18 protein-coding genes and 1 tRNA gene are annotated in these 22,372 nt (G+C 58.8%); 8 read left to right on the top strand and 11 right to left on the bottom strand.

Features of this window, described 5'->3' with window-relative positions; genetic code table 11:
• Positions 1–126: 126 nt before the first annotated feature.
• Together QE408_RS10545 and QE408_RS10540 are read right to left on the bottom strand one after the other, a co-directional pair.
• The gene (locus QE408_RS10545; RefSeq protein ID WP_306930935.1) at positions 127–1,290 is read right to left on the bottom strand and encodes a porin; all 1,164 of its coding nucleotides are present in this window, start codon (positions 1,288–1,290) and stop codon (positions 127–129) included.
• 490 nt (positions 1,291–1,780) lie between these two features.
• The gene (locus QE408_RS10540; RefSeq protein WP_306930933.1) at positions 1,781–2,677 is read right to left on the bottom strand and encodes a LysR family transcriptional regulator; all 897 of its coding nucleotides are present in this window, start codon (positions 2,675–2,677) and stop codon (positions 1,781–1,783) included.
• Between the two features lie 104 nt (positions 2,678–2,781).
• On the opposite strand from QE408_RS10540, the gene QE408_RS10535 reads away from it, so the two are divergent.
• The 5 genes from QE408_RS10535 to QE408_RS10515 all read left to right on the top strand — a co-directional run bounded on the left by QE408_RS10535 (position 2,782) and on the right by QE408_RS10515 (position 7,234).
• Positions 2,782–3,864, top strand: a complete 1,083-nt coding sequence (locus QE408_RS10535) for a 4-oxalomesaconate tautomerase (protein WP_306934763.1) — start codon at positions 2,782–2,784, stop codon at positions 3,862–3,864.
• Positions 3,865–3,913: 49 nt separating this feature from the next.
• Positions 3,914–4,915 (top strand): ABC transporter substrate-binding protein, encoded by a 1,002-nt coding sequence (locus QE408_RS10530; RefSeq protein WP_306930931.1) that lies wholly within the window; start codon positions 3,914–3,916, stop codon positions 4,913–4,915.
• Between the two features lie 10 nt (positions 4,916–4,925).
• On the top strand, positions 4,926–5,747 hold the full coding sequence (locus tag QE408_RS10525) for an ABC transporter ATP-binding protein (protein ID WP_112358767.1): 822 nt from the start codon (positions 4,926–4,928) through the stop codon (positions 5,745–5,747).
• A complete protein-coding gene (locus QE408_RS10520) occupies positions 5,734–6,510 on the top strand; it encodes an ABC transporter permease (protein WP_306930928.1) in 777 nt (258 codons plus the stop codon). The genes QE408_RS10525 and QE408_RS10520 overlap by 14 nt, the downstream gene beginning before the upstream one ends.
• Before the next feature lie 250 nt (positions 6,511–6,760).
• A complete protein-coding gene (locus QE408_RS10515; RefSeq protein WP_306930924.1) occupies positions 6,761–7,234 on the top strand; it encodes a DUF3597 domain-containing protein in 474 nt (157 codons plus the stop codon).
• 205 nt (positions 7,235–7,439) lie between these two features.
• Here the strand turns inward: QE408_RS10515 and QE408_RS10510 are convergent, their stop codons facing one another.
• From QE408_RS10510 to QE408_RS10475, 8 genes are all read right to left on the bottom strand, one after another.
• Entirely contained in the window at positions 7,440–7,865 is a 426-nt protein-coding gene (locus tag QE408_RS10510) for a PIN-like domain-containing protein (RefSeq protein ID WP_306930922.1), read from the bottom strand.
• 6 nt (positions 7,866–7,871) lie between these two features.
• Positions 7,872–8,549 carry a hypothetical protein gene (locus tag QE408_RS10505; RefSeq protein ID WP_306930920.1) on the bottom strand — a complete coding sequence of 226 codons (678 nt, stop codon included), beginning with the start codon at positions 8,547–8,549 and terminating at the stop codon, positions 7,872–7,874.
• Positions 8,550–8,911: 362 nt separating this feature from the next.
• Positions 8,912–8,987: transfer RNA gene (locus tag QE408_RS10500), tRNA-Phe, on the bottom strand.
• 236 nt (positions 8,988–9,223) lie between these two features.
• On the bottom strand, positions 9,224–9,628 hold the full coding sequence (locus QE408_RS10495; protein WP_306930918.1) for a hypothetical protein: 405 nt from the start codon (positions 9,626–9,628) through the stop codon (positions 9,224–9,226).
• A gap of 273 nt (positions 9,629–9,901) precedes the next feature.
• Positions 9,902–12,118, bottom strand: a complete 2,217-nt coding sequence (locus QE408_RS10490; protein WP_306930916.1) for an FAD-dependent oxidoreductase — start codon at positions 12,116–12,118, stop codon at positions 9,902–9,904.
• A gap of 34 nt (positions 12,119–12,152) precedes the next feature.
• Positions 12,153–12,365, bottom strand: coding sequence for a hypothetical protein (locus QE408_RS10485; RefSeq protein ID WP_153312170.1), 213 nt, complete (start codon positions 12,363–12,365; stop codon positions 12,153–12,155).
• Positions 12,366–12,375: 10 nt separating this feature from the next.
• Positions 12,376–13,584, bottom strand: a complete 1,209-nt coding sequence (locus QE408_RS10480; RefSeq protein WP_296105704.1) for an acetyl-CoA C-acetyltransferase — start codon at positions 13,582–13,584, stop codon at positions 12,376–12,378.
• Positions 13,585–13,653: 69 nt separating this feature from the next.
• Positions 13,654–15,447 (bottom strand): acyl-CoA dehydrogenase C-terminal domain-containing protein, encoded by a 1,794-nt coding sequence (locus tag QE408_RS10475; protein WP_306930910.1) that lies wholly within the window; start codon positions 15,445–15,447, stop codon positions 13,654–13,656.
• A gap of 339 nt (positions 15,448–15,786) precedes the next feature.
• Here QE408_RS10475 and QE408_RS10470 point away from each other — a divergent pair, with 339 nt between their 5' ends.
• From QE408_RS10470 to QE408_RS10460, 3 genes are all read left to right on the top strand, one after another.
• Entirely contained in the window at positions 15,787–19,605 is a 3,819-nt protein-coding gene (locus QE408_RS10470) for a peptidoglycan-binding protein (protein ID WP_306930908.1), read from the top strand.
• 225 nt (positions 19,606–19,830) lie between these two features.
• Positions 19,831–20,757 (top strand): sulfite exporter TauE/SafE family protein, encoded by a 927-nt coding sequence (locus QE408_RS10465; protein WP_306930905.1) that lies wholly within the window; start codon positions 19,831–19,833, stop codon positions 20,755–20,757.
• On the top strand, positions 20,757–21,575 hold the full coding sequence (locus QE408_RS10460; protein WP_306930904.1) for a TIGR02186 family protein: 819 nt from the start codon (positions 20,757–20,759) through the stop codon (positions 21,573–21,575). Before QE408_RS10465 ends, QE408_RS10460 begins: the two co-directional genes overlap by 1 nt.
• Positions 21,576–21,582: 7 nt before the next feature.
• On the opposite strand, the gene pdeM is transcribed toward QE408_RS10460, so the two are convergent.
• Positions 21,583–22,317 (bottom strand): ligase-associated DNA damage response endonuclease PdeM, encoded by a 735-nt coding sequence (pdeM, locus tag QE408_RS10455; RefSeq protein WP_306930902.1) that lies wholly within the window; start codon positions 22,315–22,317, stop codon positions 21,583–21,585.
• Positions 22,318–22,372: the final 55 nt, after the last annotated feature.

The raw sequence follows: 22,372 nt of genomic DNA, 5'->3' as shown, positions 1-22,372 counted from the left end.
ACGCCTTTTGACTAAGGGTATGATGCCAGAAAAATTTAGCTTGTCCAGTATTTTTTAGGTTTTTCTAAAATAAAAAAGCCCGACAGATGCCGGGCTTTCTCAGTCAATACAGTCGGTTAGACTATATTAGAACGAACGCTGAAGGCGAACGAAACCGTTCCACTCATCGTTGTTTCCGCCGTCTTCGTCGTAGTAGTTAACTGCGACCTTGGTGGAGAGACCTTCGGTGATTTTGTAATCAACCGTGATACCAGCCTGCCATGCGTCGCGGTTCGAGAAGTCGTTGCCTACGATAGCGGTGCCCGTCTGAACGAAAGTCGGAGTACCATTGACGGTGACAACGCTACCGAGGGCAGCACGGTCAGCAACATTGCCGAACCACTGACCACCGGGGGTGATCGTCAGGCGATCTGTAGCCTTGATGGCGTATTCAGCAGCGATCGCCCATTCGGACTCTGCGTAGTAAGCGTTTGCGCCGGAAGCCCAAACACCAGCCAGGCCGAGCGTGCCAGGACCAACTTCAGCCGTTGCGATCAGGCGAACTGCGCCTTCTTCCTGGTCAACGTCGTAGGAACCGATCAGCTGGAGAGCTGCGCCGCCGAAGTTGCCGCCGATGCCACCGGTGATACCGACGTTGTTGTCAGCTTCCTGGGTGAATACACCGAAGGTACCAGCGCCGGTCGTGACCGTGCCAACCTGCGTAGCGAACTGGCTGCCAGTGCCTTCCAGTTCGTCAACCGAGATACCAGCCCAGAAGGAACCAGCGTCGTAGGTGTAACGAATGGAGTTGAACAGAGCGTTCGTGGAGAGAACGTCAGCTTCCCCAGAGAGGCCATCGTCCCACCAGCTGTAGAACTTACCGACCTTCAGGCCGCCGAGTTCGATGAAGGCTTGGTCAACGAATACGCCAGAACCCCGGTTGCCGGACGTGCCAGCAGTTGCACCACCAACGCCGGAGTCTGCGTTGCCGCGGAAGCCGATGAAGCCACGCAGAGCGCCAAGCTCGGTGTCGGTGCGGGTGTCAACTTCGAACTGAGCGCGTGTGAAGGAGTCCCAGTCAGACGTACCGGAACGGTCGCGACCGAATTCGGTCTGGAAACGAACATAGCCGCCGAACTTCAAGCAGGTTTCAGTGCCAGGAATGTAGAAGAAGCCCGTGCCGAATGCATCGCAGACGCGTACATATTCCAGGGGCTCTGGCTCAGCAGCGACGATAGCGTCAGCAGCCTTTGCGCCAGATACTGCTGCAAGAGCTGCAGCGGAGCCGATGAGAAGGCTCTTGATGTTCATAATGACCTCCAGTCATGTTTCGTTACAAAAGCGGCGACCAGGAACATGCCCTTGAGGTGCCCCCCGCTTCACGAGCCAATAGACCGAAACCCTCCCCCTCTCGCAATCGTATATCACTAAATTAGTACGTTTTCAGATTGTCCGAATTTCAGCGTGTTGTATTTTAGGCACAACTTACGTTAGGTCGGACGAATATGACGGCAGGATTTTAACACGCTGTTAACGTTTGACAGTCCGCCACCGTCAGGACTCGATCTGTTAAGACAGGACGACAGAGGTGACGATTCGGGCAAGGCGACGCCTGAACCAATGGGCAGACGATTCGCGCGGGTCGGAAACTGCTTCCTGTTCCATGAAACGAATACAGCGATCGACGCTCAGCCGTCCGATAGTGTCCGCCCTGCACGGGTGACACATCAGAGACCACCCTTCTTCATATACATAAGGATACGCGTTACGTAGCCGCTGTCGGATCAGGCACTGACGATCCTCAGGGTGTTTTCCACGTCTTGAGCAGCATCGCGACGAACTTTTCCGCCGCAGGCGAGAGCGCACTGCTTCGTCTTTGCACGATACCGATGGTTCGCGAGACTACCGGATCAACAATCGGGCGGGACACGAGATAGGGGTGGTCCTCCTGCGGGGTGGCAAGACGCGGCAGCACGGAAATGCCGAGCCCCGCCTCTACAAGTCCCAATGACGTGTTGAGGTGCGTCACCTCATAGAACCAGTTGAGCTTGAGATTGTGTCGCGCCAGCGCGCCATCCAGCAGCGTTCTGTTGCCGCTGGAGCGGTCGACCACCACCAGCGGATAAGGCTCCAGCTGATTCCAGTGGATCGTGTCGTACTTCGCCAATGGGTGATCCTTCCGCATCGCGAGAACGAAAGGGTCGTCGATCAGCGGCTCGAAAGACAGTTCGGGGTCGGAATTTCCCATCAGATTGATGCCGAATTCCACCTCTCCCCGCGCGACCGCCTGCAAGCCCTCATTGGCCGTCAGATCGCGGATCCGCAGCCTTATATGCGGGTATTGCTCGCTGAAGGTCTTGATGACGGTGGGCAGGAAGTAGAAAGCAGCGGTCGGCACACAGGCCATGGTGATCAGGCCACGGCGAAGCGCTCCATCCCTCATGGCAAAGAGAGAGCCGTCGAACTCTTCCAGCATGCGCCTTACGAGCGGCATGACCTCCTGCCCCATCGCGGTCGGTGCCACATGCCGGGTGGTGCGCTCCAGCAAGGGGGCGCCGATAGCCTGCTCCAGTTTCTGGATGCGCCGTGTGAGCGCCGGTTGAGATATGTGCAATGCTTCTGCAGCGCGATGAAAACTCTCGAGCTCCACCACCGCCTGAAAAGCACGAAGATCAAGAATCTCGCAATTGATGCTCATATCGCAATAAACCTCTCGAAAATTGCATTTAACAAATAAGCCTTTCTTCCTCATATTGCAACAACTGGATAGATTGATCCATGAAATGCAAGATTGAGGCGAAGATGAACGATCTCCTTAAGATACCCTGTGTGCTGATGCGCGGCGGAACGTCTCGTGGCCCGTTTTTTTTGGCATCTGATTTGCCGCGCGATCCGGCCCAGCGCGATGCCGCTCTTCTGTCTATCATGGGGTCAGGTCATCCGCTTCAGATCGACGGCATTGGCGGCGGCAATCCGGTCACATCGAAGGTTGCGATCATCGGGCCCTCCAAGGTGAAGGGTGCGGATATCGACTATCTTTTCGCCCAGGTTCGGACGGACCGCCAGTTCGTAGATTACTCTCCCAATTGCGGCAATATGCTTGCGGCCGTTGGCCCGTTTGCCATCGAAGCGGGACTAGTGGCAGCCAAGGACCATGACACGCTGGTTCGCATTCATAATGTGAATACCGGCAAGTTGATCGAGGCCAAGGTGCCCACCCGCGGCAGTGAGGTGATTTACTTGGGCGATGCTTCGATCGATGGTGTTCCCGGCCTTGCAGCACCGATTGCGTTGACCTTCGTCGATTCGGCAGGTGCGAAGACGGGCAAGCTGCTGCCGACCGGAAAGCCTGTCGATGTCATCGATGGGGTCGATGTCACGGCGATCGACTGCGCCATGCCGATGGTCCTGATGCGGGCTGCTGATCTCGGCATCACGGGGTATGAGGATCCTCAGGCGCTGACAGCCAATCGCGCACTGATCGATCGGATGACGCGGATCCGTCTCGAAGCCGGCAAGTTGATGGGCATGGGCGACGTGTCCGACATGGTCATTCCCAAGCCTGTTCTGATATCGCCAGCGCGAAAAGACGGAACGATGTCGGTCCGTTACTTCATGCCGAATGAATGCCATCCGGCATTGGCCACCACAGGTGCCGTCGGCATCGCGACGGCTGCCGTTACCCCTGGCACGGTGGCATTCGAGGAAGCTGGCAAACCCAGTGTCCCAACACTCATCCGGATCGAGCATCCGGCAGGACGTCTCGACGTCCAACTTGAACTGCGAAACGGCGCCATTGCGGCCGGTCTTGTGAGAACCGCGCGCCGTCTCTTCGAAGGCTTCGCCTTCGCAAAACCAGCAGCCGCGATTGAACACGCAGCATAGACGACGCCATTATGGCACACAGCATAGAGAAAACCGGGAGGAGACCCACATGCGTAAATTTCTGCTAGCAACTGCCGCACTCTGCGCCATTGCAGCCACCGCCAATGCCGAATCCGTGAGAATGAGCGTTGGCTCCTACAACCTCAACAACCTGCCTTTCCCTGTTGCCGCCAGCCTTGGCTATTACAAGGACGAAGGTCTGGATGTGACCACCGAGAACTTCGCTCAAGGCGGTTCCAAGGTGCTTCAGGCGCTTGTGGCTGGCTCCACGGATGTCGCTGTCGGCTTTTACGACCACACGATCCAGATGCAGTCGCAGAACAAGCATGTCGTCGGCTTCGTCATGCTGGCCCGCAACTCCGGCCTGGTTCTCGCCGGCAAGAACGACACGGACTTCGATCCGGCAAAGCCTGAAACGATCAAGGGTAAAAAGGTCGGCATCACCTCGCCGGGCTCGTCCTCGGACTTCTTCATTCGTTACTACATGAAGGAGCATAATCTCAGCGACAACGACATCTCCATCATCGGTGTCGGTTCCGGTGCTGCTGCCGTTGCCGCTCTTCAGCAGGGCAAGATCGACCTGCTCGTCAATTACGATCCGGCTGCGACCATCGTCGTCGAGCGCGGTCTCGGCAAGATCCTGATCGATGCGCGCAGCGATCAGGGCGCCAAGGACGTCTATGGCGGTATTTACCCAACCTCGGTCCTCTACGCGACCCAGGATTATATCGATGCCAATCCAGAAGTGATCCAGAAGGTGACCAACGCCACGGTGCGGGCGCTGCACTGGATGAAGGCGCATTCGGCTGAAGAGATCGTCGAAAAGCTGCCGGACGATTTCGTCTCGGGCGACAAGGCGACCTACATCAAGGCTGTCGAAGCGGCGAAGGCCATCTTCTCCGAAGACGGCAAGTTCGAGCCGAAAGATCTCGAAACGCCGCTCGCCGTGCTGAAGAGCTTCAACGAGGCTGTGGCCAAGGCGACGATCGATCTCAACACCACCTACACCAACAAGTTCGTCGAAGCCGCCGCTTCGAAACCCGCAAACTGAGGGTCCGTCCATGTCTTCACCAGTCAGAAAGCTCACGCCGGTGGCACAGTCAGAACCTAAATCGATGGTCGCCATCGATAATGTGACGATGGCATTCGGTTCTTTCACCGCCGTTCAGGATGTCAACCTCGCGGTTGGCGATGGAGAATTCCTCTCCATCGTCGGCCCGACGGGCTGTGGCAAATCCACCATCCTGAATGCAATCGCCGGCCTGTTGAAACCCGCCAAGGGCTCCGTCAGCATTGATGGTGCGCCCGTCAACGGCGTGCAGAACAATATTGGCTATCTCTTCCAGCAGGATGCCCTGCTTCCCTGGAAGACGGCCTATCAGAATGTCGAGCTGGGCTTGATGTTCCGTGGCGTGCCGGAAGCGGAACGCCGGGTGAAGGTCATGGCGTGGCTTGAAAAAGTCGGCCTTAAGGGCTTCGAGAGCCGCTTCCCGCACATGCTGTCTGGAGGCCAGCGCAAGCGTGTCCAGATGGCGCAGGCGCTGATTACCGAGCCGAAGGTCATCCTGATGGACGAGCCCTTCTCGGCGCTTGATATCCATACCCGTCATCTGATGCAGAACGAGCTTCTGCGCCTATGGCAGGAAGATCGCCGCGCGGTCGTGATGATCACGCATGATCTGGAAGAGGCTATTGCGCTTGGCGACCGTGTGGTGGTTCTGGCCGCTGGCCCGAAGAGCCGCGTGATCGAAAGCTTCCCTGTTGATCTCGAGCGGCCGCGCAATGTCGCCGAAATTAAACTCGACCCGAAATTCATGACTCTGTACCGCGACATCTGGGCATCCCTGCGCGGCGAAGTGGAGAAGAGCTATGCACGCCATTAATATCCGCCTCATTCAGGTTGCGCTTCTGGTCATCATTCTTGGTGGATGGCAGCTTGGCGTATCGACCGGCGCCATTGATCGCTTCTTCTTCCCAGCCCCATTCGACATCGTTAAGCAGGTCGTCACATGGATAGCCGATGCTGGCTTTTACAAGCATGTTGGCATTACCTTGAGTGAAACGGTGCTCGGCTATCTCATCGGTACGGGACTTGGCGTCGCAGCCGGCGTTTGGCTTGGACTAAGCCCATTCGTGGCACGCGTGCTCGATCCGTTCATCAAGGCGGTCAATGCCATTCCACGCGTCGTTCTGGCTCCGATCTTCGTCCTCTGGTTGGGACTGGGCCTCTGGTCAAAGGTTGCACTGGCCGTCACACTCGTCTTCTTCGTCACCTTCTTCAATGCCATGCAGGGCGTGAAAGAAGTAAACCCGGTGGTCCTGTCGAACGCTCGTATCCTGGGCGCAAAGCGCTCCGATCTTCTGCGCCATGTCTACTTCCCAGCCGCAGCAAGCTGGATCTTGTCTTCGCTGCGCACCTCCGTCGGTTTCGCAGTCGTCGGCGCCATCATCGGCGAATATCTCGGTGCTTCCGCGGGTCTTGGCTATCTGATTGCTCGCTCGGAAGGCAATTTCGATGCGGTCGGCGTCTTTGCAGGCATCATCATCCTGGCCATCTTCGTTCTCATCATCGACCTTATCCTCGATGTCGCGGAGAAGAAGCTCATCACTTGGCGTCCAAACGCCGCGGAAGAGCGGCCAGCCTGAGATAGCGAACTCGGCAATAGAATTGAAAAGGGGCGGTCGATTGGCTGCCCCTTTTCCATTTCGAAAGAACCGCAGGATCTCTGCAAGCAGCCTCTCATACGGGATATGATTGTCCCAGTGTCAGAACCCATGACCGTGTCGATGATGACAACTACCTTGGGTAGGGCCAGCTTTTTCGCATCCAATCGGAACGCGATCCGCCTTCGAACCGTTGGACCAACATCCACAGCCAGTCGAAAGAGGAAACATCATGAGCATCTTCGGTAAGATCAAAGACGCGATCTTCGGTTCGGCCCATGCCGAGCAGACATCCCCGTCCGCCACGGAACCGACACCAGCCCCTTCATCCATCCCTGAACCCGCTGCAACCACCGCACCGCCCGTCGGCGGCACAGGTGAGGCCGTTCCCTCAACCTCCGGCAGTTCGGCACCGGTCCCGTCTGCGCCGACCTCTGCATCCACCCAGCAGGTCGATGTCGCTTCGCAGCTTGACGCCGCAGTCAAGCGCAGTGGACAACGCCTGGACTGGAAGCATTCGATCGTCGACCTGATGAAAGCGCTCGGCATGGATGCGAGCCTCGCAGAACGCAAAGAGCTGGCGCAGGAGCTCGGCTATGCGGGCGAACTCAATGGTTCAGCCGAAATGAACAACTGGCTCCATAAGGCTTTGCTTAAAAAACTATCAGAAAATGGCGGCAAGGTACCCGCAGAACTACTCGATTAAAATTTGGAACCAAACGCGCCGCCGCGCATTCTCCCAATCGAGTGGCGTGGCGGCGCCACCGCTTGCACGTTGACCACGGATGTACTGGCGGCAGATGACAAGCGACAAGAGGTCGGTGCGAATTCGCCCCGGCCTTTTTCGTTGCCTCTGTCTAGGCGGGCCCGGGGTGCTCTGGCCCCGCTAGAGAGGAGCCAGTGTACGGTACCTAAAGGGGAAGTGACCGCAGCTTTGAGCTTCGTTGCATGGGCACCTCATGCATCGAAGGAGCGCTCAGAATTTCAGTCAACCGCTGCATTTCAGGCCAGTGCCACAGCAGGTTAGATGCGACGTGGTTATGGGCAGTCTTCTGATAGGCTGGCGCTAAAACGAAACCATGAAGGCCCGCTGATCTAAGTGCAGCTCGTTCGGCTGCATTTTTCAGAACACGACCATCTCCAGTTATGAAGCTCCACACGAAGCCGGAAGATCGCAAGTACTCAATCCATTCCAAATCGGTTGAGTTGCGACCGTTGGGGAGCCCTTCAAGGTTGCTGATGTGTACGGCGGAGTGCCCATAATGGCTGATGAAGCCGTTCAATGTTGAGGCATATATGGGGGATGTGCAGTTATCGAAAAGAACTTTCAACCGCATCCACCATCAATTCAATGACTGTTCGAATTCGACAGCGCGGCGCACCGACCCCTCTGGGACGTCGTAGGCGATCGCAGTTTCTTCGATACCAAAGTTTCCGGCGGAGGTTGCAAGTATGGCGGTGGGTACGCTGGTTACGCCGTCTATTGGCTGACCGAACGCGCGGAGGGGATCAACCAATATATTTGCGCGCCTGCCGGCTGGATACCAAAGTCGCGGAGACCCATCCTCATCAAAATCGACAGTCCTCAGAATAGGCTCGATGACCTCCTTGAACTCATATTGCCTGCGGAACAAGTTGAGGAGACGCTCGCGCTCTACGCCATCAGCATCCTTTTCGAATACCCGCAGCAGGATGTTTCGACCATCAGTCTTAAAGCGCTCAGTTGATAAAGGGTAGTCTGCTGCCAATACCTCTCTAGCATAAACTATCGCGGCCCGGACCTGAATTGCCGAGACGCCGGCTCGGAGAAAGGCGTCAGCCACACGGATTTCCATAAGGTCACGGAAAGCTAAGGTCGTAGAGGCGCCATCTATCTGAACCGCAGGCTCCCATAGCGCGGGGTACTCGCGCCCCCTGATCGAATGACCGTTGAGCCATCTAGAAATCTTCGCCGGAGCAACGTGCAAAAGCCTCCCGGCTTCTGCTGGCGTATACAGTCCGACACCAATCAATCCACTCATCACAGTTCCTCGTTCGAGGTCCTTAGTCCCAGCACGCTATTGATGTGTCAACATGGACCTCGTAGCAAATGAAATTTAATTATTCAGGGGTGGCATTGTGGGGATCAGCGGCTTTTGGATTATGGCTGAACTTGATCCTCTTCCCCGCACAGGCTTAGGGACCGTGTGGGCATTCCCCCTTGATGCGGGGCCGCATCCCCCCCCCCCGACCTTCGCCCAATTTTTTGAAATCGAAAACCCGGTCCCATTTCCATTTAGAGAGCGCGGAAACTGATACAAAAGGCTTCGGAATTGTCCAACACGAGGTGGGCGAGACATGAAAGCAGTTGAGTTGCGAGAACTTGATTTAGTTCGAAAAATAATGGTGCCCGGAGGCGGATTTGAACCACCGACACGCGGATTTTCAATCCGCTGCTCTACCAACTGAGCTATCCGGGCACTACAGGCTCTTGAAGAACCTTCGCTTTTTGAAGCGCCGGGGAGTGTTCCGCCCCGGAAGTGAGCGGGGTTATAGCAGCTTGTTCGGCCATGGCAAGCGCCCAGGCGAACTTTTTTGACAGTTTTTCTTCGGGCTTTTTTAGAGCCTCTGACGATACCCAAACGAGAGAGGTGAGGAAGCAAGCTGCTCCTCGCCTCTCAAGCTTGAGGTTCCGCTCTATGCGCCAATCGAAGGCTTACTGTTTTGATCCTGCGGTGAGGCCTAACGCGAACGGAACGGCCGCTACCATCAGGGCAATCATTGGTGACGAAGCGAAAATTCGGCTGGCGAGCGAGGTGATGGCCACCGAGCGCACCACTGGCAACCAGTTTGACACGTCGGAGGCAGAGCGAGATGGCGCATTTCGCGATGCGCTCAGTTTCTCGACGTCTCGACGAACCTCATCGAGGTCACGGCGTAGCTCGGCGATCTGCGCGCGCAACGACGCTTCTTCCGCAGGCTTTCTACCGGGTTTTGGCGGAGCTGGGCGCTTATCAAGCGTTCGGAGTGTGCCGTCGGCTCGCTCTTCGTCCAACTGGGCCAGTTCGTCTTCCAAGTCGGCTGGCTTGTCGAAACCGTGGGATCGTGCGGGCGCTCTCATTCACATCTCCTTTTGGAAAATCCTTGGGCTCCCGATCGTGCTCAGGAGAACTCCCTCTCCAAACGCCGGAGGGGAGAAAAGGATGCAGTGTCGCTCGGAGGAAGCGCGACGCGCTAGAGGCCGAGCGTCCTATTGGACGCACAAGGACGCTCAATCTTCTTTGATCCACGCATCGTGCTTTCCGAAAATCGAGTCCGATTTTCCGGCCGATGCTGCTGCACAAAAGAAAAAGGCGACCGATGGCCGCCCTCTTGTTGTTTCGAACTGTTCCGCTCAAGCGGCCTTGGCAGCCTTGGCGTAGGGGTCGAAGCGACCGTAGAAGGTCTCGCCCTTGGCAGCCAGATCCTTCAAAAGCGAGGTCGGGGCAAAGCGCGGGCCATATTCAGCCTCGAGTTTTTCGGCCAGCGCCACGAAGTTTGCGACACCCATGCCGTCGATGTAGGATAGCGCGCCGCCTGTATAGGGCGCGAAGCCGAAGCCGAGGATGGAGCCGACATCGGCCTCACGCGGATCGGTGACGATGCCCTCTTCCACCGTGCGGGCCGCTTCCAGTGCGACAGTAACGAGGAAGCGCTGCTTCAGCGTATCCATGTCAACGTCCTCTGGCTTCTTCTGCGCGTAGAGGTCCTTCAGGCCGGGCCAGAGAGACTTCTTGGCGGGCTTTGGCGGGTAGTCGTAGAAGCCCTTAGAGTTCTTGCGACCGAAACGGCCTTCATCTTCCACCAGTTTCTTGACCAGTTCCATATGGCGCGGATCGACGGCCTTGTCTCCCAGATCCGCAGCCGTGGCTTTCAGGATCTTGTAGGAAAGATCGATTGCCACTTCATCGTTCAGCGCCAGCGGACCGACCGGCATGCCAGCGAATTTCGCGGCGTTTTCGATCATCGTCGGCGGGACGCCTTCGATCAGCATCTCATAGCTTTCCGCCATGTAGCGCAGCACGCAACGGTTGACGAAGAAGCCGCGCGTGTCGTTGACGACGATCGGGGTCTTCTTGATCCTGGCGACGTAATCCAGCGCGACGGCGAGCGCCTTGTCGCCTGTCTCCTTGCCGAGGATCACTTCGGTCAGCATCATCTTCTCGACGGGCGAGAAGAAGTGAATGCCGATGAAATCGACCGGGCGCTTGGAGTTTTTCGCAAGGCCGGTGATCGGCAGCGTCGAGGTGTTGGAGGCAAAGATCGCGCCTTCCGGCAGCACCGCTTCCACCTGCTCGATCACGGCCTTCTTCACGTCGCGGTCTTCGAAGACGGCCTCGATCACGAGGTTTGCGGTCTTCAATGCGCTGTAATCCGACGTCGGGGTGATGCGTGCGAGAATGGCAGCACCTTCCTCCGGCGTCATCCGGCCCTTGTCGACCGAGCCCTTGACCAGGCCTTCGCAGGTCGTCTTGCCCTTGGCCGCGGCTTCGTCATCGCGGTCGATCAGCGTGACGTCGAGACCTGCCACAGCCGTGACATAAGCTATGGAGGCGCCCATGAAGCCAGCGCCGACAACGCCGACATGCTTCAGGTCGCTCTTCGGCTGACCGGCAGGGCGGCGCGCGCCCTTGCCCAGCTCCTGCATGGAGATGAACAGCGAGCGGATCATCGCGAAGGCTTCCTTCGAGCGAAGGATCTCGGTGAAGTAGCGCTGCTCGACCTTCAATGCGGTATCGAAGGGCAATTGCAGACCTTCATAGACGCATTTCAGGATAGCGAGAGCCGCCGGATAATTACCGGCGCTTTCACGGCGCAGGATCGCGGGTGCGGCTGGCCACAACTGTGCGGCCGCCGGCGTCCAGATGCCGCCGCCCGGGGCCTTGAAGCCTCTCTCGTCCCAAGGGGCGACAGGCTTCAGACCATCCTTGATCATCTGCTTGGCGGCCGAAATCAGCTGATCCGGCTCCGCGACCTGGTGCACGAGGTTCATCGCCTTGGCGCGTTGAGCGGTGAGCGACTGGCCGGTCGTCATCATCTGCAACGCCGACTGCGCATCTGTCAGGCGCGACACGCGCTGCGTTCCACCGGCACCTGGGAAGATGCCGACCTTGACTTCCGGGAGCGCGATCTTGACGCTCTTCGCGCTCGAAGCCACGCGACCATGGCAGGCGAGCGACAGTTCGAAGGCGCCGCCCATGCAGGTGCCGTTGATGGCGGACACCCACGGCTTGCCGTTGGTTTCGATCTTGCGGAAGAGACCATTCATCTTGCCGACCAGATCGAAAAGCTTCTGGGCTGCTTCATCCGGGTTCTTCGTCTTCTCTTCATGATAGAAGGAGAACATCGACTTGATCATGGAAAGATCGGCGCCGCCGGAGAAGGTGCTCTTGCCGGAAGTGAAGACCACGCCCTTGACGGCTGCGTCGGCAACCGTCGCATCGACGATGGCGTTCAGCTCTTCCATCACCTCAGCGGTAAAGACGTTCATGGATTTTTCCGGCATGTCCCAGGTCACGAGGGCAATGCCGTCTGCATCGGTTTCGATCTTGAAATTGGTGTAAGTGCTCATTGTGGGATTCCTCTTCCCTGAATTCTCTTTTCGGTCAGTACAGCCAGACGGCGAGGCCGAAGCAGACAAACACAAGAACGAGAAAGACGATCAGACCTCTGCTTTCGGCACGACTGGTCTTCATGTCTTCCTTGGTCAGGACGCGGGTCGATTGCTCGTAATCCTGCGCCATGTCCTTGCCGAGATTGTGCAAAAGCTGTTGCTGCTCAACCTCGTTCTTGGGTCGTTCGTAAACCTCCCGCCTCATGGCCAGTCACTCAAACCCGCTCGATCACCGTCGCGGTGCCCATGCCTGCACCGATGCAGAGCGTGACCAACGCGGTGTTGAGATCGCGGCGTTCCAGCTCGTCGAGAACGGTGCCGAGGATCATGGCGCCGGTGGCGCCAAGCGGATGACCCATGGCGATGGCGCCGCCATTGACGTTCATCTTGTCGTGGCTGATGTCGAAGGCCTGCATGTAGCGCAGAACGACTGCGGCAAAGGCTTCGTTGAGTTCGAAGAGGTCGATATCGGCAATCGACATGCCCGTCTTCTTCAGAAGCTTCTCTGTCACGTCCACGGGACCGGTCAGCATCAGTGCGGGATCGGAGCCGATATTGGCAAAGTGCCGGATGCGCGCACGGGGCTTCAGACCCATGCTTTCGCCACCCGCCTTGGAACCAACAAGCACCGCAGCTGCGCCATCAACGATGCCCGAGGAGTTGCCGGCGTGGTGGACATAATTGATCCGCTCCACTTCTGGATGGGCCATGATGCCGACGGCTTCGAAGCCGCCCATTTCACCCGGCATCTGGAAGGAGGCGTTGAGCGAGGCGAGCGCCTGCATGTCGGTGCCCGGACGCATATGTTCGTCACGGTCAAGAATGGTGATACCGTTCTGGTCCTTCACCGGAACGACGGAGTTCTTGAAGTAGCCGTTTTCCCAGGCGTGCGCTGCACGCTTCTGACTTTCCACTGCATAGGCATCCACGTCGTCGCGGGAGAAGCCGTATTTCGTGGCAATCAGATCGGCCGAGACGCCCTGCGGCATGAAGTAGGCGGGGAAATTGACCGACGGGTCCATGTACCAGGCACCGCCCGACATGCCCATGCCAACGCGTGACATGCTTTCCACGCCGCCTGCAATGACGATCTCGTCCGAGCCTGCGGCGACCTTGCCAGCGGCGAAGTTGACCGCATCGAGACCCGAGGCGCAGAAGCGCGAGATCTGCATGCCCGGCGCCTTGGTGGAGTAGCCAGCTTCAAACGCTGCCGCCTTGGGGATTACGGCACCGGCATCCATGACCGGATCGACACAGCCCATGATGATGTCATCGACGGTCGCCGTATCGAGCCCGTTGCGGTCGCGGATGGCTTCCAGCGTCTTGGCGGCAAGACGAACGGACGGCACCTCATGCAGGCTGCCATCCTTCTTGCCGCGTCCGCGCGGGGTGCGGACGTGGTCATAAATAAAAACGTCGGTCATATCTCATCTCCCTGTGGCAGGTGACTGCCTGAAAATTGTTGGAGGCCGCATGCGGCCTCCTCGCCCAACTCAGAACGCTTCGGCAGCAAGTTCCATCATCGTGTCGCTGCCAGCTTCGATGCGGGTCTTGCGCAGCACGGTTTCCGGCATCAACCGCTCCATGAAGAAGCGCGCGGTGACGAGCTTTGCCTTCAGGAATTCCTCGTCGGAAGAACCGGACGCCAGCGAAGCTTGCGCTGCCTTGGCCATACGGGCATGCATGTAACCGAGGACCACCAGACCGAAGAGGTGCATGTAGTCGGTGGAGCCTGCACCGGCATTGTCGGGCTTTGCCATGGCATTCTGCATGAACCACATGGTTGCAGCCTGCAGATCGTTCAAGCCCTTCTTCAGGCCCTTGGTGTAGACGACCAGATTTTCGTCCGCGCGGTTCTCCTCGCAGAAATCGCCGATCTCCTTGAAGAGCGCCATGACGGCGCGGCCACCATTGAGGCCGAGCTTGCGCCCAACCAGATCGAGCGCCTGGATGCCGTTGGCACCCTCGTAAATCATGGTGATACGGGCATCGCGCACATACTGGCTCATGCCCCATTCTTCGATATAGCCATGACCGCCATAGACCTGCTGGGCAGCAACCGCGTGGTCGAAGCCCTTGTCGGTCAGCACACCCTTGACGATCGGGGTGACGAGGCCGAGCAGGTCATCCGCCGCCTGTCGCTCCGCTTCATTGGTCGAACGATGTGCAATGTCCGATTGCAACGCGGTCCATAGAAGGAAGGCGCGGCCGGCTTCGTTATAAGCGCGGATCGTCATCAGCGACCGACGAATGTCGGGGTGGACGATGATCGGGTCCGCCTTCTTGTCCGGGTGCTTGGCACCGGAGAGCGAGCGGCCCTGGATGCGATCGCGGGCATAGTTTGCAGCGTTCTGGTAGGCAATCTCGCCAATCGAGAGACCCTGAAGACCGACGCCGAGGCGCGCCTCGTTCATCATCACAAACATGGCCGAGAGGCCCTTGTTCTCCGCACCGATGAGGAAGCCGGTCGCGTCGTCATAATTCATGACGCAGGTGGCGTTGCCGTGGATGCCCATCTTGTGCTCAATCGCACCACAGACGACGCCATTGCGCTCGCTAAGCGAGCCATCGGCATTGACCAGGAACTTCGGCACGATGAAGAGCGAAATGCCCTTGGTACCTTCAGGTGCCCCTTCGATACGGGCGAGTACCAGATGCACGATATTGTCTGTCATCGAATGTTCGCCGGCGGAGATGAAGATTTTCTGGCCGGATATCTTGTAGGTGCCGTCACCCTGCGGAACCGCCTTGGTGCGCAAAAGGCCGAGATCGGTGCCGCAATGGGGCTCGGTCAGGTTCATGGTGCCGGACCACGTGCCAGCCACCATGTTGGGCAGATAGGTCTGCTTCTGCTCATCCGTACCGTGCACGAGGATCGCGGCGATCGCGCCCTGCGTCAGGCCTGGATACATCATCAGGGACAGGTTGGCGGACGACATGAATTCGCCGACGGCGGCGTGCAGCGTGTAGGGAAGTCCCTGCCCGCCGAACTCGACCGGCACGGCAAGACCGCTCCAGCCGCCTTCGCAATAAGCATCATAGGCCTGTTTGAAACCGTCCGGCACGGAAACCGAGCCGTCTTCGGCACGCTTGCAGCCCTGCTGGTCGCCGGAAAGGTTCAGCGGGAAAAGCTGTTCTTCGGCAAGCTTCGCAGCCTCGCCGGTAATCGCCTCGATCATGTCGGGCGTTGCGTCTTCGAAACCGGGCAGGTTGTTGTAGCGCTCCAGACCCAGAACGTCGTTCAGAATAAAAAGAGTGTCTTTGACAGGGGCCTTGTACACAGGCATTACCGATGTTCCTCCGCATCGTTCGCCGGACCTTATCCGGCCTCAAGATGACCTCACAATATTTGACGTGCGCGTAAACGTCAAATGTCTTTGGCGAGATTTTTCCCATCGTCTCGACTCGCAACAACATGTTGCAACTTTGACTAAGTTCCGCCCCTCGGAGCCATAAAGAAAGTATTAAAGCAGTAAATTCTAATTAACTTTTAATTAACCATAGATAGGCAATTGTCCTGTTTTAAGGAAGTGCTTCGGAAACGACGCAGTTCCAGCGAGGACGAACGGCATACCCCTCTCCAGTCGGTGGACAGGTAAAACGGCAAAGACGAAGCGAGCAGGAAGATGAGCGGATTGCGATCGAATTCCCGAGGACAGAGTGACAGATCGTCGCTGGACGCGCTCAATCGCACCATTGAAGGCCTGGAAGCACGCCTGGAAGACCTGCTGGGCGGGCCCATGGAAAGAAACCGTCGCGAGCCCCCTGCCGAGCGCCCGCCAGAGCGCGCACCTGCTCCATCCCGTGCCCAGCGCGAGCCCGAGTCGCGCCGCTTCGACCCCGTCGATGAAATCCGACGCCGTCAGCAGGCGCTCGACGATCGTTGGGGTCGCGACGGCTACGACGCTCCGCGGCCTGCTCGCGGTACGGCGCAGCCGGAATCGCGCCGTTACGACGAGCAGGATTACCGTGCCTCCACCGCCATTCCGGCCTATCGCGCGCGGCCGGCAGCACCGGTCGAAGCATCGCGTGTCGAGCGCAGCCGCCCATTACGCGCAGCACCAGCCGCCCCTGCGCAAGCCTCTCAGGGCGATGCAGCATTGCGCGAAGTGGCCGAAGCACTCGTCAACCTGCGACAGGAATTGAAAAACGAACTCTCCGAAGGCGTTGCCCGCGAGATGCAGGGTGTTCGCAGCGAATTGCGCAACATCCGCTCCTTTGCCGAAAACCAGGATTTCGCCGAGGATATTCGCGAAGACGTTGCCCGTCTTGCCGCAAGCATCGACCGCCTCAGCGCGACGTCCGGACCGGATTCCCAGGCACTGCGCTCTGAGGTCGAAGAGCTACGCTCGCTGGTGGAGCAGATGGCTCGCCAAGACAGCATGCACAAGATGGAGCGTCGCTGGGACGAGGTCGAAGACACGCTGCGCGGCTTCGACCAGACAGCGCTGAAAGAAGAGATCGTCGCGCTTGCCTATCGGCTTGACGACATCAAGAGTGACCTTGGCAATGCCAATAACAGCCCGGCCATCCGCGCGCTGGAAGACAAGCTCATCACCATGGCGGGCTTTGTCGAGCAGCTGGGCCGCCGCATTCAGCCGAACGAGAATGTCCTCACCGAACATTTCTCCGGTCTCGACCAGCGTCTGGATGAGATCAGCCGCGCGATTGCCGCCACGTCCACGCGCGCTCAGCACTCTGCCGATGGCGCACTGGCCGAACGACTTGAGAACCGCCTGAACGGCCTGGCGCGTCAGCTCGACCAGTTGAAGGATATGAGCGCTGAGAAGGACAAGCCGTCCGACGCGCTGACGGGCCGTCTCGATGCGCTGGCAAACCGCATTGAGGAGCTGTCATCGGATCGCCACATCTCGAAGCTCACCGAGCAACTCGACCAACTCTCCGCCTATCTGGAGCAATCCAAGCGCGCATCGACGCAGCCCGAACTGACGTCGTTCCTCATCGACATTTCCAAGAAGATCGATCTGCTCGACAATGGCGCTGTGAATGACAAGCTGGCGGAGCGGCTGGACAAGATTGCTCGCCGCATCGACGATATCGAGACGCGACCGGTATCCGGCAAAACCGCAGCCTATGATTCTGCCTTACTTCGCCTTGAAGACCGTCTCGGCAAGATCGCCGCCAAGCTCGACGAGACCTCTCGCTCTCGCGACACGGATCCGGGTGCGTTGGCGAGCCTCGAAAGCCACATCGCCAATCTGTCCTCGATGCTGAACGAGCAGAGCCACGCTCAGCCGATGGGCATGCCGCCGGAGCTCGATGCGCGGATGAGCGCGATCGAAGACTATATGGCGTCCAATGACGAATATATCATCGAGGCCGCACGACAGGCAGCGGAAGCCGTGCTGGAGGCGCACACGCGCAACAACCTGGCGCAGACCGCGAGCCCCGCGGACATGGTGTTGCTCTCGGAGCTGGCGAACGACCTTCGCAAACTCGAAGGCCTGAGCCGCAATACCGATGAACGCACCCACCGCACTTTCGAGGCGCTGCACGAAACCCTGCTGCAGATTGCAAGCCGCCTGGACGCGCTGGATGATCGCCGTGGCTCTGAGCCTGCCTATGAGCAAGAGCATCCGGCCTCATCGAACCATCCGATGCCATTCGCCAGCTTCTCGGAAGAAAGTCTCTCCTCGCTGGCAGCTGCGACCGCGACATCTTCCTACGATGGGGATACTGCTACCACCTTTGCGCCTCCCGCAGCGGCAAAACCTGTTGCCGAAGAAAAGCAGGGCCTGCTTGCCAGCCTGACCCGCCGGTTCAAATCGGGTGCAGCCAGATCCGAGGGAGAAGGGTCTGCCACAGCAAGCGCGCGCACCAGCGTCAACCCCGCACCGGCTCTCGATCCGATCGATTTTCTCTCGTCCGACGATGAAAATGAACTCCTGGAGCCAGGCTCCGGTGCGCCGGATGTGAAGAAGATTCTGGAGCGTGTTCGCGCCAGCCAGAACGCTCAACGCGCTGGCGATAAGGACGGCGACAACCGCGCCGATTTCATCGCGGCCGCACGTCGCGCCGCCCAGGCCGCCGCACTTGAAACCATGCCCGAAAGAGCGCCAAACTCCGGGTCGGCAAAAAGCGGTCGCAGCCCCAAGGGCGCGTCTATGCTGGCGCGCTATCGTCGCCCACTTCTGCTTGGCATTGGCGCCATTCTTCTGGCGATGATGGCCATGCCCATGGTCAAATCACTTGTCGGTTCCGATGCACCTCCCGCTCAACGGCTGACGACAAGCGCGGTCGACGCTCAGTCCGGCATTGCATCGTCTGCCATTCCGGGAGTGGCCGACCAACCCGTTACGGAGCCCTCAACCGCCCCGGTTGACGAGACCGCTCAGGCGGAAGCCGACCGGATGCAGAGCGATGCCGATAGACAGGGTCATTTGATCGACACGCGGCCGATTGGCGGCGCACCTCTGCCGCAAGAAGCGCCTGCCATCAATGTCGCAGCACCCCGCGCCGAACTGGGCGTGGCGGAGCGGCTTCAGCCGAGTGCGACACCGCAGACCGATATGGGCAGCACCTATACGAGCCAACCCGATACCGCCGCGCCACAGGCCGAACCGGCCATCGCCATTCCGGCTGCCATCACGCCCGCCTCTCTGGCAGAGGCAGCGGGCAAAGGCGACGCGCTGGCGCTCTTTGAAATCGCCGCACGCTATACAGATGGCGTTGGCGTCCAGGCCGACCGTGCAGAGGCGGCGAAATGGTACAAGCTTTCGGCAGACCGCGGTTTCGCACCGGCGCAATATCGTCTCGGCAACATGTATGAAAAGGCAAATGGCGTCGAACGCAATCTGCCGGAAGCCAAACGCTATTACGAAATGGCTGCAAGCCAGGGTAACGCCGGCGCGATGCACAACCTCGCCGTTCTCTTGACCTCTGATGCCGCTGGCCAGCCGGATTACAAGGCGGCGGCGGACTGGTTCATCAAGGCCTCCGAACTCGGCGTTCGCGATAGCCAGTTCAACCTCGCGATCCTCTACGCGCGCGGCAGCGGCGTTCAGCAGAGCCTGGAAGAGTCCTATAAGTGGTTTGCCATTGCCGCACGCGATGGCGATGCCGATGCGGCCCAGAAGCGTGACGACGTGGCAAAGGCGATGAAGCCCGAGCAGCTTGCCAGCGCCAAGGCCAAGGTCGACGCCTGGAAAGTGACGCCGCTCAATGAAGACGCCAACTCGGTGAACCTTCCCGATGAGTGGACCAATGCCGGCGGCGTGAAGACCTCCTCCGTCGACATGCAAAAGGCGATCCGCAACATTCAGGCCATCCTCAACAATAACGGCTTCAAGGCTGGTACGCCGGACGGCAAGCTTGGCAAGACCACGGTCGCCGCCATTCGGGAATTCCAGAAATCCGTGGGTCAGACTCCGGACGGTCGCATTACCGACGAGCTGGTGACGGCGCTTCTCGCCCGCAATAAGTAATTGAGCGAAAAACAGAAATGTTAAAGGGCCGGGACGACATTGTCGCTCCGGCCCTTCTTCTTTTCAAATTATCAACGTATTTGCCGTTGAATGATTGACACGTTCTGCCCTGCCGGGCATGACGAAGAAGAGGCCTAAAGCCTTCTTTCAGACAGAGTTTTGAATTGGCGGACGGTTAAGCTTCGTGCGGGCCGGGCGCCCGGAACCATTGCCCGAGGTCCGATTGTGACTGTCTATCTGCCCATTGCGGAATTGTCGGTGAATGTCTTCATCATCCTCGGCATGGGCGCGGCTGTCGGTTTTCTTTCGGGCATGTTCGGCGTGGGCGGCGGTTTCCTCATCACCCCGCTCCTGATCTTCTACAACATCCCGCCCGTCGTGGCCGTTGCCACCGGCGCAAACCAGGTCGTCGCCTCTTCGGTGTCCGGCTCGATTACCCATTTCCGCCGTGGCACGCTGGATGTGAAGCTGGGCTTCATGCTTTTGATCGGCGGCTTATGCGGGGCGACCGTCGGTGTGTGGCTCTTCACCCTGTTGCGCAGCATCGGCCAGCTTGACCTGATCATTTCGCTTCTATACGTCGTTCTGCTGTCGACTGTCGGCGGATTGATGTTGAAGGAAAGTATTTCCGCCATCCGCCGCACAGCGCGCAATGAAACCATTCCGCTGCGTCGTCCCGGTCACCATAACTGGGTGCATCGCCTGCCGTTGAAGATGCGCTTCAAGAAGTCGAAGCTCTATCTCAGCGTCATTCCGATCATCGCGCTTGGCTTCGCGATTGGCATCCTCACCTCCGTCATGGGTGTCGGCGGCGGCTTCATCATGGTGCCGGCGATGATCTATCTCCTGCGCATTCCGACAAATGTGGTTGTCGGCACATCGCTGTTCCAGATCATTTTCGTCACCGCCTATACCACCATCGTGCAGGCGGCGACGAACTATTCCGTCGATATCGTGCTGGCCTTCATTCTCATGCTAGCGGGTGTCATCGGCGCCCAATATGGCGTGCGCGTCGGCCAGAAGCTGCGTGGCGAGCAGTTGCGCGCGCTTCTGGCGCTTCTGGTTCTGGCCGTCGGCATCCGCCTTGCCATCGGACTTGTGGTGCGTCCGGAAGATCTTTTTTCCGTCGCGGTCGGGGGGCTTGGCTATTGATGCGCGCTGCACTCCTGGCATCGTTGGTGGTTTTCTGCGCCGGTGCAGCTCTGGCGCAAACGCCCCCGCTCGCGGTCTCTCCAGACGCCCAGGGCAAGCCGCGGACGCTTCAAGAGAACATCGAGATCGGTGCGTCGACCACCGAAATTTCGATCGCCTCGGATTTTCGCGGCGCGGATTTCACCCTCTTCGGCGCGCTCAACAACGTCGACCAGTTGCTGCTTGCCATCGGGCAATACGACGTCGTGGTCACGCTGGAGGGCCCGAACGAATATACGACCGTGCGTAAAAAGAGCCGCGTGGCGGGCATCTGGATCAATACCAGCGCCATCACCTTCGCGCCGCTGCCGGAATCCTATTCCATGGCCAGCACCCGCAACATCAACGACATCGCCTCTCCCGGCACGTTGAAGGCGATGGGCCTCGGCGTCGAGCATCTTCCACTGAACAGCGCGGTGTTTTCCGGCGTGCCGGACAATGTCTATGATTTTCAGGAGGCCTATCGCCGTCTGAAGCTTGCCAGCGGTATCTATCGTAACGACACGACTGGCGTGCGGCTGGAGCGGACCGGCCTCTTCTGGGCAACACTCCGCCTGCCTGCCAACGTGCCGAATGGCGTCCACACGGCAAGGGCCTATCTGTTCAAGAGTGGCATGCCTGTTGCTCAAAGAGAGCTGAAGCTGCGCGTGGTAAAAACAGGCATGGAGCAGGCCATCACCGATGCCGCGCACCAGACACCGGTCGTCTACGGTATTCTCTGTGTGCTGACGGCGGTAATCACCGGCTGGGGCGCGAGCCTGTTGTTCCGCAGGGACTGATTGCCCCTTATCCCAGCAGGCTTCCGAACCGAACCGAATAAATGCGGTCGCGTCCCATCAGGTGCGCGATAAGATCGGCATGATCGAACAGGCCGCGCATGGCCTTGTGGCGAAGGTCAAGCCCGCCGCTCATGACACCGAAGGCAGGCATCAGCAGGCGTGCCCCATCGGTGGCGAAACAGGGACGGCGAACCGTCTTGTCACGGCGGCGCACGGTCGCGGACGGATGAAGGTGTCCGGCGATTTCGCCCTTCGTGTCCACACCCTTCAGCTTCGGCTCATGGCGGAAGACGAGGTGGGCGTAGAACATCTCATCGACCGAAGAGCCCGGTAGATCGACAGTGCCATCGGGATCATGGTTGCCGTTGATCCAGATCCATTCGCGGCCTCTTGCCATCTCCTTGATGATCTCGCGCAACGGCAGTGGCAGATGTTCGGAGCCCTTGCGGTCATGGAAATTGTCGCCAAGGCTGACGACGATCTTGGGGTCGTAACGAGAAATCAGCGAGGCGAGGATTTTCAGGGTCGCGATCGTGTCATAGGGCGGCAGCATCATGCCGCGCCGTGCGAAGGCCGCCCCCTTTTCCAGGTGAAGGTCGGAGACGACAAGCAGCGACAAATCCGGCATGTAAAGCCCGCCCAGCGGATCGCACAGCGCCGCAACGCCGTTCACGGCGGTTTCGGCACCAAAGCATTCAAAGCCGGTGGACAATCTTTCGCTCAAGGCAAGTCGGCTCAGCACGTCTTCTCGAATTCCCTGAGAGCACTCTGGCTGCTCTCCCTTTTGTTTCCACGCA

Source organism: Agrobacterium larrymoorei, assembly GCF_030819275.1.
Taxonomy (GTDB): Bacteria; Pseudomonadota; Alphaproteobacteria; order Rhizobiales; family Rhizobiaceae; genus Agrobacterium; species Agrobacterium larrymoorei_B.
This window is presented reverse-complemented; position numbering and strand designations above follow the sequence as displayed.